We start from the raw sequence: 16,469 nt of genomic DNA on the forward strand, positions 1-16,469 counted from the left end.
TTTTTATTCGTGTCTTTTTACAAGTAAAAAACATTTACTTTAAAAAACACCTAAACAACGAATAGGCATAAAAAACCTATTAACAGATACATTATTGATGTACCCCCGGAATATTCAAATTTCATATTTGTGTATTTCTTTTTCACACTAATTACATTAAATAATTTAATACTATGAACAATTTAATCATCATTAAGGGCTTGTATTTCATAATGAGTATAAATTTGATCAATGTAATATCATCAAAACAACTTATTTCTAGCACAACAACCCCAATCCATCAAAATGACAACTCAATCAACCAATCACAATTCATCGAAAAAAGCAAAATCAAAGTACCTAGACACAAGTAGTACCATTGCTATTATTATAGCATTTATTCCGTTTCTATTCTATATAAGCGATATTTTTCCTGAAGGAAAAATTTGGGAGACTTCTTTTTTTACTTATCAAAGTAAATATTATGAAAGCGTTCATGTTTTTATTTGGGTCTTAATGGGTAAATTCATTCCTTTAATTCTTCTCACACTCTGGTATTTCACTTGTAAACACTGGTGGCACAAAGTCATCCTCATTCCAATCATCTTGTATTCTTTTCAGATCATATCAATTATTACTGATGATTTGGAACTCAATAAAACAGACGAAATATACTATCTGCTCCCCTGTCTTGTCTTTATATTATGCGTAACATATACTATCAGAGTCAAGATATTTGATAAAATACACAATATTGACCTGACAGAACTGAATTATATTGATAAGAGTAAATGGTGGCAACGCAATAAAAACTAAACCCCGAAAATCGATAAATTACTCGTACAAAATACTACTTTCATAAAACCAAATAGAATTTTCTATTTGGTTTCTAACCTTTTTTATTCGTAATTTGGAATATTCAATTTTAGACTAATGAACAAACCGAGTTCTCCCTTCACCAAAGAACAACTACTTCCTCAGGAAGAGATGATTGAAGTAGCTAAACAAAAAGGCAAGCTCTTTATAGGTATTCCTAGAGAGACACATTATCAAGAAAAACGTGTATGTCTGACACCAGATGCTGTTGCCGCACTTACTAGTCATGGTCATCGAGTACTTCTGGAAACCAATGCAGGTATTGGCGCTAGTTTTTCTGATAGAGAATACAGTGAAGCCGGAGCAGAGATCACAAATGACAGAAAAAAGGTTTTCGGATGTCCCATTCTTCTAAAAGTTGAACCTCCTTCTCTGGAAGAACTGGAATTAATCAATCCACAAACGGTACTTATTTCAGCTTTACAATTAAAAACACAATCCAAAAGTTTCTTTCAGGCACTTACCAAAAAACGCATCACAGCATTAGGTTTTGAGTTTATCAGAGATAGTGATGGTGCATATCCGGCAGTGAGAGCTCTCAGTGAAATAGCAGGAACAGCTGCTGTACTGATCGCTTCTGAGTTAATGAGTAGTGCCAGCAGAGGAGGATTAGGTCTTATGATGGGTAATATCAGCGGAGTTCCTCCTGCAGAAGTAGTGATTATCGGAGCAGGAACTGTTGGTGAGTTTGCTGCAAGATCCGCTATTGGATTAGGAGCAAATGTCAAGGTTTTTGATAATTCTATTACAAAATTGAGATGCTTACAAACCAATCTGGGAAGACCCTTATACACCTCGACTATTCAACCTAAAAATCTCATCAAAGCATTGCGAAGATGTGATGTAGTTATTGGTGCTGTTCGAGGAAAAAACCGATCGCCTATTATTGTTTCTGAGGAGATGATAGAAAAAATGAAAACAAAAGCGATTGTTATTGATGTTAGCATTGATATGGGTGGGTGCTTTGAAACCAGTGAAGTTACAACCCACGACAATCCTACTTTTGAAAAACACGGTGTTATCCATTATTGTGTACCTAATATTCCTGCCCGGTATGCCAAAACTTCATCTGCCTCTATCAGTAATATTTTCACCCCTTATTTATTACAAATAGGAGAAGAAGGAGGAGTAGAAAATGCCGTACGTTTCGACAAAGGTCTCAAAAGTGGTCTTTATTTTTACAGAGGAATTTTAACGAACAAATCTGTTGCAGACTGGTTTGATTTATCTTACAGAGATATCAACTTATTAATCATCTAAAAACTAGTTTGATCAATTCCTGAATTTAATTCTAAAAATAAACTTATAAAAACTACTGCTTTTTATTACTTTTGCGCCAATCGCTATACAAGCAGTTACCATGAAGTTACTACATAGAATTGGATATTATTTAGGAGGATTTGCAATCGGTATTATTTTGTTATTCTTTTTTCTTGGAGGAAAGAAAACTTCTTGTGCATATGGACCGAATGCCCGTGTTCTAAAAAACATAAGAATAAAAGAAAGGGCATTTTCCCCAAGTGTTTTATCTAAAATACAGGCTAAGGAAATCGATACTGCTGATATTTCTGTTTTATTGAACGATGGTAATGTGAATTTTTCCAAAAGCAATACCAAACTAGACTCTTGCAAAACATATTATATAGAAGGTTCCATCAACGAAAAAGAGATTGAGATGCTTGTTCAGAATTGTGATTCTACCGCCACTATACAACATATAACTCCTATAAAATAATATAAAAAAATCCCTGAAAGCAGCTTCCTTCAGGGAGTCATAAAACATGCTTCCCTTACCACAACACCTCAAAGCATTGGCGGGGTAAGTTCTAAAGTATGTAAATTTCGAATATCGATTAAATCATGGTATTTTTTTACACATCACCCAAAAATCAAATACTTCATCTCCAATAGTAAAAAGATGCTCTCCAATTATCCGGTATTGATATTTTTTATAAAACCGAATTGCTTTCGTGTTTATTTTTAGTACTGACAACCACACATTTGTAAGTCCTTCCTGCTGGAGCTCATCCAATATAAATTGATGTAGCTTTCCTCCTATCCCCTGAGCTATACTATCCGGTGACACATATATTCTTTGCAGTTTACCTACTCCTGTTTTTTCATCAATAAACACTGAAGGAGATGCTGTTTTTACCTTGGCATATGAAATAAGCTGATTTTCTATATATACTACCCAATAGTTATTTTCTTCTTTTGCTACACTCTTAGTTATTTTTTCTTTAGAAAATGCCGTTTTTAAATAATCATCCAGAATCGCTTCTTTTTTAAACAATTTTCTATATGCTATATCAAACGTTCTTCTTCCGAACTCACAAATATTACTCACGTCTTCATGCGTCGCTCTTCTTATTTCTAATACCACCTCACTTATGATTTATATTATCTATTATTCGCTACATATGTCAATACAGAATCAGGAATTACTATTCCTTTGGCCAGTTTTTCATCTGATTCCGGTCTCCCGGCAACTTGTTTTATCGGAACAACCCCTGCCCAATAATCAGAATTCATATCCGATTTTTCATCAATCACTCCTTCGGCTCTTATTTTAGCAGAAGCTGTATCTATTGTTACTGCAATCACCAAGGTAGCATCGAATTCTTTTTTATTAGGTTTTCGTACACTCTCCCAATGCCCTGCAACCATATGGTTCATTATACATTCTAATGCTTTCATTTTTTCATCAGCATCCTGAACTTCTCTAACTGATCCAAAAACATTTACCGATCTGTAATTCGCAGAATGATGAAATGCAGAACGCGCTAATACCAAACCATCTAAATGTGTTATGGACAGACATACTTTTCCCGTTTCCAAAATACCTCTCATCATCCTGTTTTTTAAAGAACCATGAATATATATAATATCCTTATCCCTTCCATAGGCAGTAGGAATAACAATTGCATTGTTCTCCCATACATATCCAATATTACACATAAAGGTATCATCCAAAATTTGATACACTGTATCCTTCTCATATGTTGCTCTCTTGGACCCTCTTACGACTTTATTTAATGCTGAAACTGAATGATTGCACATAGTTTTATTTTTAAATTCATTACAAAAATAATAGCTTTGTGGACTCTTATATTACCCCAGTTTTTAATTTTATAATAGTCCGGTTATGTTTCCATATAAAAATAGTATCACCATCGATCGCAAAAACAACAGACCCATCTATCTACAATTATGTGATCAAATCATTTCATTCATTAGAGCTGGCAAACTCCCTCCTTCCACCAAACTCCCCGGCTCCAGAAGATTGGCTGATATTTTGGGGATTCATAGAAAAACAATGGTAGCTGCTTTTGATGAATTAATTGCTCAAGGCTGGATTGTTAGCATTCCATCCAAAGGAACTTTTATCAATAGCGAGCTTCCTATTATTTCTCCTGTAAACTTAAATTCTTCGTTCGATGCTAAAAGTAAAAAACAACTTTCTGGTTTTGATTTTTTTCACAATACGTACATTGATGATACAGATCTTTCTCTCGAAAATGACTTTTATTTGATTGGTGATGGTGTTCCCGACAATCGATTAGCTCCAATCGATGAGATTGCAAAAACATATAGAAATATCAGTAAAAAGGAATACCATAAAAAACTACTGGGGTACAGTTCTATCTATGGAAATAAAGAATTGCGAAAAACCTTAGTCACTTATTTAAATCAAAGTAGAGGGCTTGATATTACAATTGACAATATTTTAATTACCAGAGGAAGTCAAATGGGGCTTTATCTCTCTAGCCAACTTCTGCTACAGCAAGGAAAAACAATTGTTGTCGGAGCAACAAATTACAGTACCGCAGATAACACTTTCGAATATTCCAATGGAAAAATTGAACGCATAAAAGTTGATCAAAACGGGCTGAACACTCAGCAATTAGAGATGATTTGTAAGAAAAAACAAGTAGATGCTGTCTATGTAACTTCTCATCACCATCATCCTACTACCGTTACCCTCTCTGCAGAAAGAAGGATGCATTTATTGCTATTAGCAGAAAAATATTGCTTTGCAATTATAGAGGATGATTATGATTATGACTTTCATTATGAGAATTCTCCTATACTTCCATTAGCCAGTAATGATTATCATGGAAATGTAATCTATATCGGAGCTTTTTCAAAAATAATAGCTCCTGCTATGCGAATAGGATATTTGGTCGCTCCCAAAGATTTTATTCTCGAAGCTGCCAAATTAAGACGAATCATCGATAGACAAGGAGACACTCTCTTAGAAGAAACCTTAGCTACCATGATTAAGGTTGGCGATGTACAACGTCACTGTAATAAGGTAATAAAAATCTACAAACAAAGAAGGGATTTATTCTGTAAACTCTTAAAAGATAAGCTGAGTGACTATTTATCTTTTGATATTCCTAATGGAGGAATGGCGATTTGGGTAAACCTGGATAAAAAATACAATTGGGAACCTATTTCTGTTGAAGCCAAAAAAAGAAAATTATACATAAGTGACTGGAAAAGATATGATATGATCAATTCAGGTCACAATAGTATTCGCCTGGGCTTTGCCTCTTTTAATGAAATAGAGATTCCGATTATTATCGACCGATTACACGAAGCAATTCTTGCGGCTACTACACTATAATTATTATTCTATGATTAAATCATATGGATAGAGTAACCCTTGTAAGTTTTGATTTGAAAATATTGCTTTTTTCAGAGAATTATTCTGAGGATTAACCTGATAATTATACGCTTCCCTAAAATCTACTTTATCTAAAACTGTTTCCGAGAAAACCGCATTTTCCAAATTAGATTTCTTAAATACCGAAGATGTGAGATCTGCATTAGAAAAATCTGCCTCCATGAGATTACAATTATCAAAAACTGTATGCCTTAATTTTCTATAAACAAAGGTACTATATTCCAAAGTAGAATTTTTAAATATCACAGAGAACAACAAGTCATCTACCTCAGAGAAATCAACTCCTACTAACTTGCAATTCTGAAAAATCACCTCCTTAAGTGCTATCTTTTTCATCACCACTTGTGTAAAATTGCAATTCTCAAAGGTGCAGTCTAAAAATGAAATATTCGAAAAATTATGTGACGAAAAAATACAGGTATCAAACACACATCCATCATATTCTGTCCCCTTCATTTTCTGAACAGAAAAATCAACACCTTTATAAGTTTCATCTATACACATGCCTCTTAATTAATTCTCCAGGGAGGATTTTTTCTATTGACGCCTCCGTAAAACAGAATAATCCGATTCCCATCCGGATCCCGGAGTCTTGCTTCGCGCCACAAATAAGACTGATCTGTTGGCAACTCATCAAAGGATATCCCTGCTTCAATAAGTCTTTTCACCTCCTCATCCAGTCTTTCTGTTTCAAAATAAACAATTACTCCTTCTCCTGATAATAAAGAGTCTACCAAATGAACGGAAAAAGTAGCATCGCCTTCGAGACACTCAAAACGAGCATATCTAGGCAATGCTTCTACTATTAGTTTCAGCCCCAGCTTTTTATAAAATGATACTGATTGCTCTACATTTAAAGATGGAACTGTTACCTGATTCAGGTTCATATAACTTATAATTTTCTTCTTTTCTTTTCTCTGGAAAGAAGATCAAGCTCTCTACTTGTTTGTCCAGCTACAGAGGTATTTTCTTCTGCCCTTCTTATCAAATACGGCATCACATCTCTTACCGGACCAAATGGCAAATACTTAGCAATGTTATACCCTTCTGCCGCGACATTAAAACTGATATGATCACTCATTCCATACAACTGACCAAACCAAACATTAGGGTCATTTTTAGTAATTCCCTTTTCATCCATAATATTCATTGCCAACACCGTGCTATGCTCATTATGAGTCCCTATAAACACAGAGATATCTTCAATATTATCTAAAATATAACGCAATGTCGTATCAAAGTTAACATCTGTCGCTTCTTTATTTACACAGATTGGCGAAGTATATCCTTTTTCTTTTGCTCGCTCATTTTCTTTTTCCATATAAGCACCGCGAACTATCTTCATCCCTATCTTGAATCCGTATACACGTGCTTCTTCATGCAATCGTTTTAGGTACTCTAATCTATCATGACGATATAACTGCAAGGTATTATAAACAATTGCTTTTTCCTTATTGTATTTTTTCATCATTTTAGCGACCAAATCATCTGCCGCATCCTGCATCCAACTTTCTTCTGCGTCAATAAGCAATGGCAAATCTGCATCATATGCTCTTTTACAAACAGCATCAAAACGCGCTTCAATACGCTCCCACTCCTGTTGTTCTTCTTCTGTTAATTTTTCTCCTTCGGTTATTTTCTGCCAAACCAAGAATCTTCCAAAACCAGTCGGTTTAAATACTCCAAAAGGAATTGCTTTTTTATCAGCTGCAAAATCTACAATTTCCAGAATTTTCTCCAACGCGCTATCGAATTGTGCTTCTTCTTCTTTTCCTTCTACTGAATAATCCAATACCGAACTAACTCCTTTTCCATACATTTTATCCACCACGGGAATACAATCTGATTCATTAACACCTCCACAAAAGTGATCAAAAACGGTCGCTCTGATTAACCCTTGAACAGGTAAATGTGCTTTTAACGCAAAATTTGTTACCGCCGTTCCTATGCGTACCAATGGTTCATTAGAAATCATTTTAAAAAGAAAATAAGCTCTCTCTAATTCTGAATCGCTTTTTAATGCAAAAGCTGTTTCCGTATTATCAAAAATCTTTACTTGTTTCATCAAAATAACAATTTTGTCTTCCTAGGGTTAAAAATTTTATGTGTTTATCAAAAAAACACCCAAACAAATGACAATTTCATATGTTTGGATTATTATCTGCAAATATAGAACTTGAAAGTTTATTTTATTATAAATTCTATTTATTTTCACACCTTCTTAAAATTAATATCAATCTATGAAACCTATAGTTTCTAAAGACTCTATTGTCTACTTTAATGAAGACTGTTATACTGCCTTAAATTCCTACCTGGAAAAAGCAAATCATTCTACTATTTTTATTTTAGTAGACAGCAATACCCATGAGTACTGCTTACCTACTTTTATGAGTAAAATAGAAAAAAGCTACTCCATTGAAGTAATTGAAATTGAGGCAGGGGAAATCCATAAAACGATTGAAACCTGTAGCGGGGTATGGAATGTACTTTCTGAGCTTGGAGCTGATAGAAAAAGTCTGTTGATCAATCTTGGAGGAGGTGTTGTTACAGATCTAGGTGGTTTTGTAGCCTGTACTTTCAAAAGAGGAATTAATTACATCAATATCCCCACTACACTATTATCTATGGTAGATGCTTCTGTAGGAGGAAAAACAGGAGTTGACCTAGGGAACCTTAAAAATATGGTGGGGGTCATCAGTGAATCTGAAATGGTACTTGTAGACACGAACTATCTGGGAACATTGCCCGCAGAACAAATGAGAAGTGGTCTGGCCGAAATGTTAAAACACGGTCTGATCAAAGATCAAACATATTGGAAAAAAATGAGTGATCTCTCGAAACTTACTACTGAAGATCTCGATCTCCTTATCTACGATTCTGTTATCATCAAAAATGAGATTGTAACCATAGATCCTACAGAACAAAATATAAGGAAATTCCTTAACTACGGTCATACAATAGGGCATGCGATAGAATCTTTTTACTTAACTCACCCTGATCTTCCTACATTATTGCATGGAGAGGCTATTGCTATAGGTATGATCATGGAAGGTTTTTTATCTCATCATCTGTTAGACCTCTCCAAGGAAGCACTGTCTGAAATCACGGAAATTATCTTGCAAACTTTTCCCAAAGTATCAATCCCTAAGCAATATGAGCAAGAAATCATCAATTTATTAATTCACGATAAGAAAAATGAAAACGGCACTATTTATTTTGTATTGCTAAACAAAATCGGAGAAGCCACTTATAACTGTACTGTTCCCAATGATTTAATACAAAAATCATTCGAATACTACGGTAATATAACAACATAATTATCATTGGTGACATTGGTTATTTAATCAATTTTGAATAATTTTAAGAGCAACTATAAACTCTTAAACCATACTCAATTGAAAAAAAGACTTATCAAACTTGTCGCATATTTTTTAGGAAGTCTTTTTGTTCTTTTGTTAGCAACTGCTGGTATTATTTATGTTTCTTTGCATAAAAAAATCCCAGAAGGGACTCCTGGTAATGAAGCAGATACTATTGCCATAAAAATACAAGATGCTGTACATCATACAGCGTACTTAAATACAGATTACATACAATGGACTTTCTTAAACAAGCACCATTATTTATGGAACAAAAAAATGAATATTGTAGATGTAAGATGGGGTGACTATGAAGTTAATCTACATCTTAATAATCTGAAAAAAAGTACTGTTTTTGAAAATAACATTCCCTTCACCTCACTTATAAAAGAAGAAATCTTACAAAAAGCATTAACATATTTCTATAATGACTCTTTTTGGATTGTTGCTCCCCATAAATTATTTGATGAAGGCACAACCAGAAAAGTAGTTTCTTTAGAAAATGGTAGCAAAGGACTCCTTGTTACTTATACTGCTGGGGGATTAACCCCAGGAGACTCTTATCTATGGAAATATAATGATGCATACCTCCCGACTAGTTTTATAATGTGGGCATCCATACTACCTATTGGAGGAATTGAAGCTACCTGGGAAAACTGGACATATACAGATAGTGGTGCTTACTTTTCATCAATACATAAAATTTTAGGTTTTGGAATACCCATCAGTAACCTCAAAGCCTGGAATGATTAGAAAAACAAGCTGATATAAAATTTATACAATACAATCAATAAGGTAACTGATATTACATTCAAGATAAACCCTACACGAACCATTTCTGATACCTTAACATAACCACTGGCAAATACAATAGCATTCGGAGGTGTCGCCATTGGTAACATAAACGCACAACTTGCAGCCATTGTGACCGGGATCAACATGTATAATATAGGTTCTCCCATTCCTGCTGCAATTCCAGCTACTACAGGTACAAAAATAGCCACCAATGCTACATTGCTCATTAATTCAGTCATAAACAACATAACCACAATAAGCAACGACACTACTAATAAGCTACTAATTCCTGTGTATGTAGAAATTAATGATGCAATATCCTGGATAATTCCAACTTTTGATAAACCACTAGCTAATGCCAATCCTCCTCCGAATAAGATCAAAATTCCCCAAGGTAATTTTTCTGTATCCCTCCATTGAAGTGCAAATTCTCCTTTAGAAAAACCAAAAGGAATCACAAATAAACACAATGCACCAATCATACTAATCCCGGTATCAGTAAGGTGTAAACCTGGAAAAGTAGCATTAATCCCTGTTCGACTAATCCATAAAGAAATGACAACACAAAAAATCCAAAGCACTTTTTTTTCTGTAGGGTTCACTCTCCCTAACTTTTCTGCTTCTTCCTTTAATACACTTGCCGATCCATCGAAATGATCTAAATGATTCGGAAACATCCATTTTACGACAACGAAATAAACGACACTAATCATTACCGCAGAAAAAGGCAATGCTAATAACATCCAATTGATAAATGAAATTTCTATTTGATATTCATTTTCTAAAAAACCAACTAAAATAGAATTTGGAGGAGTTCCAATAATGGTTGCAACACCTCCTACATTAGCAGAAAATGCAATCCCCAGCATAATACTCAATGCAAAATTCCTGTCATTCTTAGTAAAACCATCTTCATCATTAATCAGTAATTGAATAACGGATAATGCCATAGGTAACATTACTACTGTACTAGCAGTATTACTAATCCACATACTCATAAAAGCTGTAGAAATCATAAACCCCAAAATGATTTTATTAGGGCTTGTCCCTGTCAACCGGATAATAAACAATGCTATTCTTTTATGTAGATTTACCTTCTCCAATGCTAACGCCATTACAAATCCTCCAAAAAATAAAAAAACAATAGGGCTACCATAGCTCTGTGCCACCTCTTTTATATCAGAAATTCCTAATAACGGGAATAGTATTAAAGGCAAAAAAGCTGTTACAGAAATAGAAACAGCTTCTGATATCCACCAAATAACCATCCAGGCAGCAACAGATAGAACCTTATCCGCAAGTGGAGAAACCAATTCATACGGTTGTAACATCAATAGTAAGCATACTAAAGGACCTAAAAGCAATCCTGCTTTTTTATAAATTGTATATTTCATAATGATTTATCAAGAAAAGTTTATCTGCTGCCAGCTACTATTTACTTTTGCTACCAACAAAATTCTGTGACTTGTTTTTGAAAAGCACATTAAATGTTGTCAAGCTACCATATATTCTGGTTATATACTGCTGTAGATCTATTTTCTCTTTTTCATCTAATCCAGAACTATTAATTTTTTGTTCCATCACCCGTAATCTATCACGCACCATTACTATTTTATGAAAGAAAGTATCTATTGGCAATTCCTTAGGGGATAAATTAGTATCTCCAGGTTCTAAAATAAGATTACCACCCTTCCATTTATCTGCTATCGGAACAATTTCTGAAACATCACTATAGCGTTTTAACACATCCCTCAGGATTCGTTCTACATCACTAAAACTTACACTATCCACCTCATCTTCTACTCCTTCTATAACCTCAAACTCATCCTCTACTTCAATTGTTTCCAACCCATTATCTATAAAAGTTACCCAATACATTCTGGATGTTACATTTGTTACCACTCCTAATCCATACGTTGGATGTTTTATTCTGGAACCTATTCCTAATATCATTTTTTCTGTGTTTTTAAGCTAAAATAATAACAATATCTTATTTTTAAAATTGTTTTTTTAGAAGGAGAAATCTTTCCAAAAATAAAGCGAGGGACTCCCTCGCTTTACTCTATCCGTTGAAGAAAATAATTTAGTTTTTGACAATCTTTTCTACGATCTCATGCCCATCAATTTTGATGGAAACAAAATAAATCCCTTTTGATAAACCGTTCATATAAATCTTCTTCTTTGCAATCCCCTGATTGTTAGCCACCACATCAATACGGTTAACTATTTTTCCTGTTTCATTCTTGATAATAACTTCTTTTTTTTCTTTTTTAGTCAGTGCTATTTCTATTTCAAAAACATCCCCTACAGGATTCGGGTATATAACTACTTTTTTAGTATTTCTTATCTTTCTCAGTTGTACAGACCTAAAACAGTTCCCCTGCACCACAAAATTCCGTTCATTACAGGTAACTGTAAAATCTGCTATAATATCCACCGGAGATTTTTTAACAACCCATCTGGTACCTGAGAAAGGAGTATAACGGATTCTTTCTCCAGATCGTACATATGTCTTAGGAACAAGATACCCCTCATTATACCAAAATAATCTTACGGTACAATTAGTATTATTCATAAAAGTTACCTCTACCGGATCTCCTATTTCACACCCATTAGGATTCGAAGAACATGTAGCTTGTGTTTCATACATCACTTTTCCGCATTTTATAACAAAGGATTCCACTACCTCGGTAAATGTTTTTTTTACCAACCAGTTTACACCAATTTTAGTAACATAGGATACTGTTTGCCCTGGATCAACAAAGTCTCTTGGTGTCAACACTCCGTTTTCATCAGAAACGTATCGCACACGACATTGGGTAGTGTTTTTAAACGTTACTTTTACGGAACTTCCCACAGAACAATCTCCTCCTCCCGGATCTGTAGTATCACAGTTCTTAACACAATGAGAATTATCAATATGATACCGTATGACATTGCCAGGCTGTCTACCAAACCCTTTAGACAAGTTTACTCCTACATTATAATTCAGGTGGCAATAGCTCATAATAGTTCCCCCATTTCTTGGCATCGGACCTCTTCTGCAATAACCTTCCGGAGGCTGGCAACCATCGATAGGAGTATCATTCCCGTTCCACACACAAGCGTGTGTATGATCTGAACCAAAATTATGTCCTAACTCATGAGCTATAACAGATACTGTCCACGAATAGGTAGGTACATTTTGATAATTACTTTCAATTCCGGAGACTCCATATCTCTGAGGACCACATAAAGCTTGTAACCAGGCAACTCCTCCTGAATGATTATATGTTACATAATGCCCTAAATCTCCATTCAACCCATGACGGTTTTTATAATATGTATATGCATCTATCCCTGAAAAAGGCTCAGGTCGTGTCCAAACATTAATTCCTGATAATTTCAATGTTATTCCTTCATTTTGATACAAAACAGCTACTTGATTAAACACATTCTGTATGAAAGAAGATGCATTTTCTACTCCACCTTTATGCTTATATATGGAAAAACCTACATCAAAAAATATCTTAGGACATCTTTTTACACTACCATTCTTAGCTGAAGATTGTCGTTCATAATTTAGCTGCTCTTCGGTATATTTTTCCACGCGTTCTTGTACATCACACGAAAAATTTTGGTATTTGATCAAGTCTTTATCTTCATATATGATATACTCCTTACTCTTATCCAAAGCGCCAATTACTATATTTCCTTGTTCCCCTTCAACACTTATAATACCGGATACACTATTATTTGACAAACTTATTGCAGCTACAGAGTTTTCTTTCCCCTTTACAATACCTCTGTAATATGTCTTGTTTTGATCTATTTTGTATTCTTTGCCAGAAGGCATCTCTACAATTTTAAAATCATCTGAAACTAATTCTTCTTTTATTAATTCCAAATCAATTGAAGAATCTCCTCTTGGTATTTTCAGACGTATTGTTCTTAACTCTTTATTTATACGTTTTTTTAAAGAACTCTTTTTGAAAGAAAACAAAGTGTAGTTTTTAAGCTCATTTGGTATTGGGTTGCTTTTCTCAGAAATCTCTTTTTTTGCAAAAATATCAACCTCTTCAAATAAACTTCCTATCTTTTTTTCATGGTGTATTCGCTCCTGAATACGCATTGAAGTACTCTGCGCATTTATGACTGCATGACAGCCTATTATCAGCATTACTAAATATCTCATGTTTTGTGTGTTTTTATGTTTTTAGTATTTCACTTTCTCATAATTTTTTAACTAACTCAACTAGCTAAAATTCGGGCGAAACTAGTAAAACTATTCCTACAAAAAAGAAGATATCTAGTACTATATCATAACATTAACTAAAATGAAATTTTCTTAACACGATATTTTGTTAACAACACTTTCATAATTATTAAATATTCAAAAATTACTGTTAAACCATAAAAAAGGCGAAGTATATACTTCGCCTTTTCTATTATGGGACCATATTTTCTAAAAAGATTATTTCACAAAAACCTTTTTAGTGAGCGTCTGTTTTGTATTGGTTACCTGAACAAAATAGATTCCTGCAGATAACTTACTAACATCAATTGTTTTTACCACTAAACCATCTGGTGGTGTATCTAATGACATAACTTCTAATGTTCTTCCATTTATATCTTTAATTCTGATATGAGAAGATTTAACTCCAAGATTACTTATCTCTAATGTAAGAAGATCATCAACTGGATTAGGATATGCTTTGATACTAAATTCCTTAGCTATATCCAGATCATCAAATGATGTGAACTCAGTAGAGAACGCATTTCTAGATCCTCCACAAGTACCAATTCTTCTCCATCCAGAAGCTGTTAATTCATATAAACTTCCTCTGTAAGTAACTTTATCTCCTATAGAATATACCGTACCTGGAGAATAAGGTCTTACTCCATCACAAGGATCATTTGTAGATGTACAAGGTCCTAGGTTTCTCCATCCGGAAGCTGTTAGCTCATATAAACTTCCATTATAAGTAACTCGATCTCCTATAGAATACACAGTACCTGGAGTATAAGGTCTAACCCCGTCACAATTACCTCCTGGTCCGCCTCCACAGGATCCTGAAGAGGTATATTCCGTTTGATTACATGTAATAGAGAAGTTATCCTTAGTCTCTCCGGAAGACTTTTTAGCCTGCCAGTTACTTCCTACTGTTGTATTTGCTCTATAGGTACCTCCTGCATTAGCTGACCCTTTACGAACATTATTCTCATAATACTCTAGTGTACAGTCTGAGCTATTTCTAAAGGTTACAGATACAGGGTCTCCTGTATTACACCCACCTCCATCACAAGACTGTAAACAACTTGCTCTGGCAATAGCATTATGAATAACGTTTTTAGGCTGTGTTCCAAACCCTTTGTTAAAGTTCACTCCCACACTTGTTTGTGGGCAATAACTCATGATTGTTCCTCCACCTGAAGGAAGTCCTGGTAATCGACAATTACCTTCTACACGACCAGCACACCCGTCAATAGCAGTGTTGTTTCCATTCCATACACACGCATGCGTATGTCTAGATCCAACATTATGTCCTATTTCATGAGAAAGAAGGAAAACATCAAAAGAATAAGTAGGTACATTACTGAAAGATCCTTTTATTCCTGAAATAGCTCCTCTACGTCTGGAGTTACAAAAGGTTCCGAATCCTCCGGCGATACCACCACCTAATCCATAAGATACATAATGACCTAAATCACCATTAATACCATTTTGATTTAAATATGCCAAGTAGTTATCTAAGTTTCTACTCATATTTTGACCATCTGCATTAAATGGTGTGTTTGTTGTCCAAGCTTTTGTTCCAGATAATTTTAATGCAATATTATCATTCGCATATAGTGCAATCACCTGATTAAATAAGCTTTGCATAAAGTTAGTTGCTTGCTGAGCTCCTCCTTTATCATTTACAACATTACGTCCGATATCAAAAAATATCTTTACACATTTAGCTGCAGCTTTACTATTAGAAGGCTCTTTTAAGTCTTCTGCAGTATACCCTTTGGCATCATCTTCTACTTGACATCCAAGTTCATATAAATGCCCCATCTGCTTATCCTTATAAATGATGTGGTTTTTACTGTTTTTTACTTCTCCTAAAACAATATTACCGTGTTCACCACCTACACTGATAAAACCTCCTACTTTTTGACCATAAAAACTAATAGCTACTAAAGAATTAGAATTACCTTTTACAATTCCTCTATAGTGTGCTACATCTTTATTACGTGGCAACACTCTCCCTGAAGGCATTTCTATCGCCTGATAATCATCAGTAAAAATGTCTACTTTTACTAAGTCTAATGACATGGCTGATTTTTGTCCTGGTACAGAAATATTCATTGTCTCAGGAAAATCTCCTCTCATTGACTTCATTTTACTTTCATCAACAGTAAATAGGGAATACTCAGTCAGTTCTTTAGGGAGTTCTACATTACTTTTTTGTTGGTCACTTAAAGAAAAAAGCTCTACATGGTTAAATTTCGCGCCCGAGGATTTTTGTTGGGCTACCAGTTCACTGGGTTTTTGAAGTTGTGTTTGCGAAAAGCTCATCACCGTAAAAAAGGCAATGGCAATCATTACAAATCGTTTCATTATTTTAAGTTTTAATTTTTGAATTTTTACCTTTTTTATAATTCTGGCCCCATAAACCGATTATGGGAAAAATTCAAAAGAGTTTGTGTACCACAAAGTTACGAACTAAAAACCTGACCTAAAACACTCCCACTAAATAGTATTAATATACTGGCTGAATTCATATAAACAGCATTTTATTTTG

15 protein-coding genes are annotated in these 16,469 nt (G+C 34.3%); 6 read left to right on the top strand and 9 right to left on the bottom strand.

Features of this window, described 5'->3' with window-relative positions:
• Positions 1-285 precede the first annotated feature (285 nt).
• The 3 genes from ACFSTE_RS19470 (at position 286) to ACFSTE_RS19480 (ending at position 2,590) form a co-directional block, all read left to right on the top strand.
• Positions 286-795: a hypothetical protein gene (locus ACFSTE_RS19470; protein ID WP_176030004.1), complete on the top strand. Its 510-nt coding sequence runs from the start codon at positions 286-288 to the stop codon at positions 793-795.
• Positions 796-912: 117 nt separating this feature from the next.
• A complete protein-coding gene (locus ACFSTE_RS19475; protein ID WP_176030003.1) occupies positions 913-2,115 on the top strand; it encodes an alanine dehydrogenase in 1,203 nt (400 codons plus the stop codon).
• A 100-nt stretch (positions 2,116-2,215) separates the two neighbouring features.
• Complete coding sequence (locus ACFSTE_RS19480; protein ID WP_378255205.1) at positions 2,216-2,590, top strand: hypothetical protein; 375 nt, start codon at positions 2,216-2,218, stop codon at positions 2,588-2,590.
• Between the two features lie 123 nt (positions 2,591-2,713).
• On the opposite strand, the gene ACFSTE_RS19485 is transcribed toward ACFSTE_RS19480, so the two are convergent.
• Together ACFSTE_RS19485 and ACFSTE_RS19490 are read right to left on the bottom strand one after the other, a co-directional pair.
• On the bottom strand, positions 2,714-3,238 hold the full coding sequence (locus tag ACFSTE_RS19485) for a GNAT family N-acetyltransferase (RefSeq protein WP_378255207.1): 525 nt from the start codon (positions 3,236-3,238) through the stop codon (positions 2,714-2,716).
• A gap of 17 nt (positions 3,239-3,255) precedes the next feature.
• Entirely contained in the window at positions 3,256-3,915 is a 660-nt protein-coding gene (locus ACFSTE_RS19490) for a pyridoxamine 5'-phosphate oxidase family protein (protein ID WP_378255209.1), read from the bottom strand.
• Positions 3,916-4,000: 85 nt separating this feature from the next.
• On the opposite strand from ACFSTE_RS19490, the gene pdxR reads away from it, so the two are divergent.
• Positions 4,001-5,485: a MocR-like pyridoxine biosynthesis transcription factor PdxR gene (gene pdxR, locus ACFSTE_RS19495; RefSeq protein ID WP_378255211.1), complete on the top strand. Its 1,485-nt coding sequence runs from the start codon at positions 4,001-4,003 to the stop codon at positions 5,483-5,485.
• 3 nt (positions 5,486-5,488) lie between these two features.
• Here pdxR and ACFSTE_RS19500 read toward each other — a convergent pair whose 3' ends face one another.
• Genes ACFSTE_RS19500 through ACFSTE_RS19510 form a run of 3 tightly spaced genes read right to left on the bottom strand, consistent with a single transcriptional unit; the run spans position 5,489 to position 7,610 of the window.
• Positions 5,489-6,049 carry a pentapeptide repeat-containing protein gene (locus tag ACFSTE_RS19500; RefSeq protein WP_378255213.1) on the bottom strand — a complete coding sequence of 187 codons (561 nt, stop codon included), beginning with the start codon at positions 6,047-6,049 and terminating at the stop codon, positions 5,489-5,491.
• A gap of 5 nt (positions 6,050-6,054) precedes the next feature.
• Entirely contained in the window at positions 6,055-6,432 is a 378-nt protein-coding gene (locus ACFSTE_RS19505; protein ID WP_176029997.1) for a VOC family protein, read from the bottom strand.
• A gap of 5 nt (positions 6,433-6,437) precedes the next feature.
• A complete protein-coding gene (locus ACFSTE_RS19510) occupies positions 6,438-7,610 on the bottom strand; it encodes a proline dehydrogenase family protein (protein ID WP_176029996.1) in 1,173 nt (390 codons plus the stop codon).
• A 175-nt stretch (positions 7,611-7,785) separates the two neighbouring features.
• Here ACFSTE_RS19510 and aroB point away from each other — a divergent pair, with 175 nt between their 5' ends.
• Together aroB and ACFSTE_RS19520 are read left to right on the top strand one after the other, a co-directional pair.
• On the top strand, positions 7,786-8,862 hold the full coding sequence (gene aroB, locus ACFSTE_RS19515; protein ID WP_378255216.1) for a 3-dehydroquinate synthase: 1,077 nt from the start codon (positions 7,786-7,788) through the stop codon (positions 8,860-8,862).
• Between the two features lie 78 nt (positions 8,863-8,940).
• On the top strand, positions 8,941-9,657 hold the full coding sequence (locus tag ACFSTE_RS19520) for a hypothetical protein (RefSeq protein WP_378255218.1): 717 nt from the start codon (positions 8,941-8,943) through the stop codon (positions 9,655-9,657).
• On the opposite strand, the gene ACFSTE_RS19525 is transcribed toward ACFSTE_RS19520, so the two are convergent.
• The 4 genes from ACFSTE_RS19525 to ACFSTE_RS19540 form a co-directional block, all read right to left on the bottom strand.
• Positions 9,654-11,093, bottom strand: a complete 1,440-nt coding sequence (locus tag ACFSTE_RS19525; protein WP_378255220.1) for an SLC13 family permease — start codon at positions 11,091-11,093, stop codon at positions 9,654-9,656. The genes ACFSTE_RS19520 and ACFSTE_RS19525 overlap by 4 nt on opposite strands.
• A gap of 37 nt (positions 11,094-11,130) precedes the next feature.
• On the bottom strand, positions 11,131-11,652 hold the full coding sequence (locus tag ACFSTE_RS19530; protein WP_378255222.1) for a hypothetical protein: 522 nt from the start codon (positions 11,650-11,652) through the stop codon (positions 11,131-11,133).
• 130 nt (positions 11,653-11,782) lie between these two features.
• A complete protein-coding gene (locus ACFSTE_RS19535) occupies positions 11,783-13,873 on the bottom strand; it encodes a M12 family metallo-peptidase (RefSeq protein WP_378255224.1) in 2,091 nt (696 codons plus the stop codon).
• A 279-nt stretch (positions 13,874-14,152) separates the two neighbouring features.
• Positions 14,153-16,285 (bottom strand): M12 family metallo-peptidase, encoded by a 2,133-nt coding sequence (locus ACFSTE_RS19540; RefSeq protein ID WP_378255226.1) that lies wholly within the window; start codon positions 16,283-16,285, stop codon positions 14,153-14,155.
• Between the last annotated feature and the right edge of the window lie 184 nt (positions 16,286-16,469).

The sequence above is a fragment of the Aquimarina hainanensis genome, assembly GCF_042684685.1.
GTDB lineage: Bacteria > Bacteroidota > Bacteroidia > Flavobacteriales > Flavobacteriaceae > Aquimarina > Aquimarina hainanensis.

Excerpts from the sequence above, each read along its gene's own strand:
- ACFSTE_RS19505 (WP_176029997.1), bottom strand. The coding sequence starts at position 6,432 with ATGAACCTGAATCAGGTAACAGTTCCATCTTTAAATGTAGAGCAATCA.
- aroB (WP_378255216.1), top strand. The coding sequence starts at position 7,786 with ATGAAACCTATAGTTTCTAAAGACTCTATTGTCTACTTTAATGAAGAC.
- ACFSTE_RS19490 (WP_378255209.1), bottom strand. The coding sequence starts at position 3,915 with ATGTGCAATCATTCAGTTTCAGCATTAAATAAAGTCGTAAGAGGGTCC.
- ACFSTE_RS19535 (WP_378255224.1), bottom strand. The coding sequence starts at position 13,873 with ATGAGATATTTAGTAATGCTGATAATAGGCTGTCATGCAGTCATAAAT.
- ACFSTE_RS19530 (WP_378255222.1), bottom strand. The coding sequence starts at position 11,652 with ATGATATTAGGAATAGGTTCCAGAATAAAACATCCAACGTATGGATTA.
- ACFSTE_RS19510 (WP_176029996.1), bottom strand. The coding sequence starts at position 7,610 with ATGAAACAAGTAAAGATTTTTGATAATACGGAAACAGCTTTTGCATTA.
- ACFSTE_RS19540 (WP_378255226.1), bottom strand. The coding sequence starts at position 16,285 with ATGAAACGATTTGTAATGATTGCCATTGCCTTTTTTACGGTGATGAGC.
- ACFSTE_RS19475 (WP_176030003.1), top strand. The coding sequence starts at position 913 with ATGAACAAACCGAGTTCTCCCTTCACCAAAGAACAACTACTTCCTCAG.
- ACFSTE_RS19470 (WP_176030004.1), top strand. The coding sequence starts at position 286 with ATGACAACTCAATCAACCAATCACAATTCATCGAAAAAAGCAAAATCA.
- ACFSTE_RS19480 (WP_378255205.1), top strand. The coding sequence starts at position 2,216 with ATGAAGTTACTACATAGAATTGGATATTATTTAGGAGGATTTGCAATC.
- pdxR (WP_378255211.1), top strand. The coding sequence starts at position 4,001 with ATGTTTCCATATAAAAATAGTATCACCATCGATCGCAAAAACAACAGA.
- ACFSTE_RS19500 (WP_378255213.1), bottom strand. The coding sequence starts at position 6,049 with ATGTGTATAGATGAAACTTATAAAGGTGTTGATTTTTCTGTTCAGAAA.
- ACFSTE_RS19525 (WP_378255220.1), bottom strand. The coding sequence starts at position 11,093 with ATGAAATATACAATTTATAAAAAAGCAGGATTGCTTTTAGGTCCTTTA.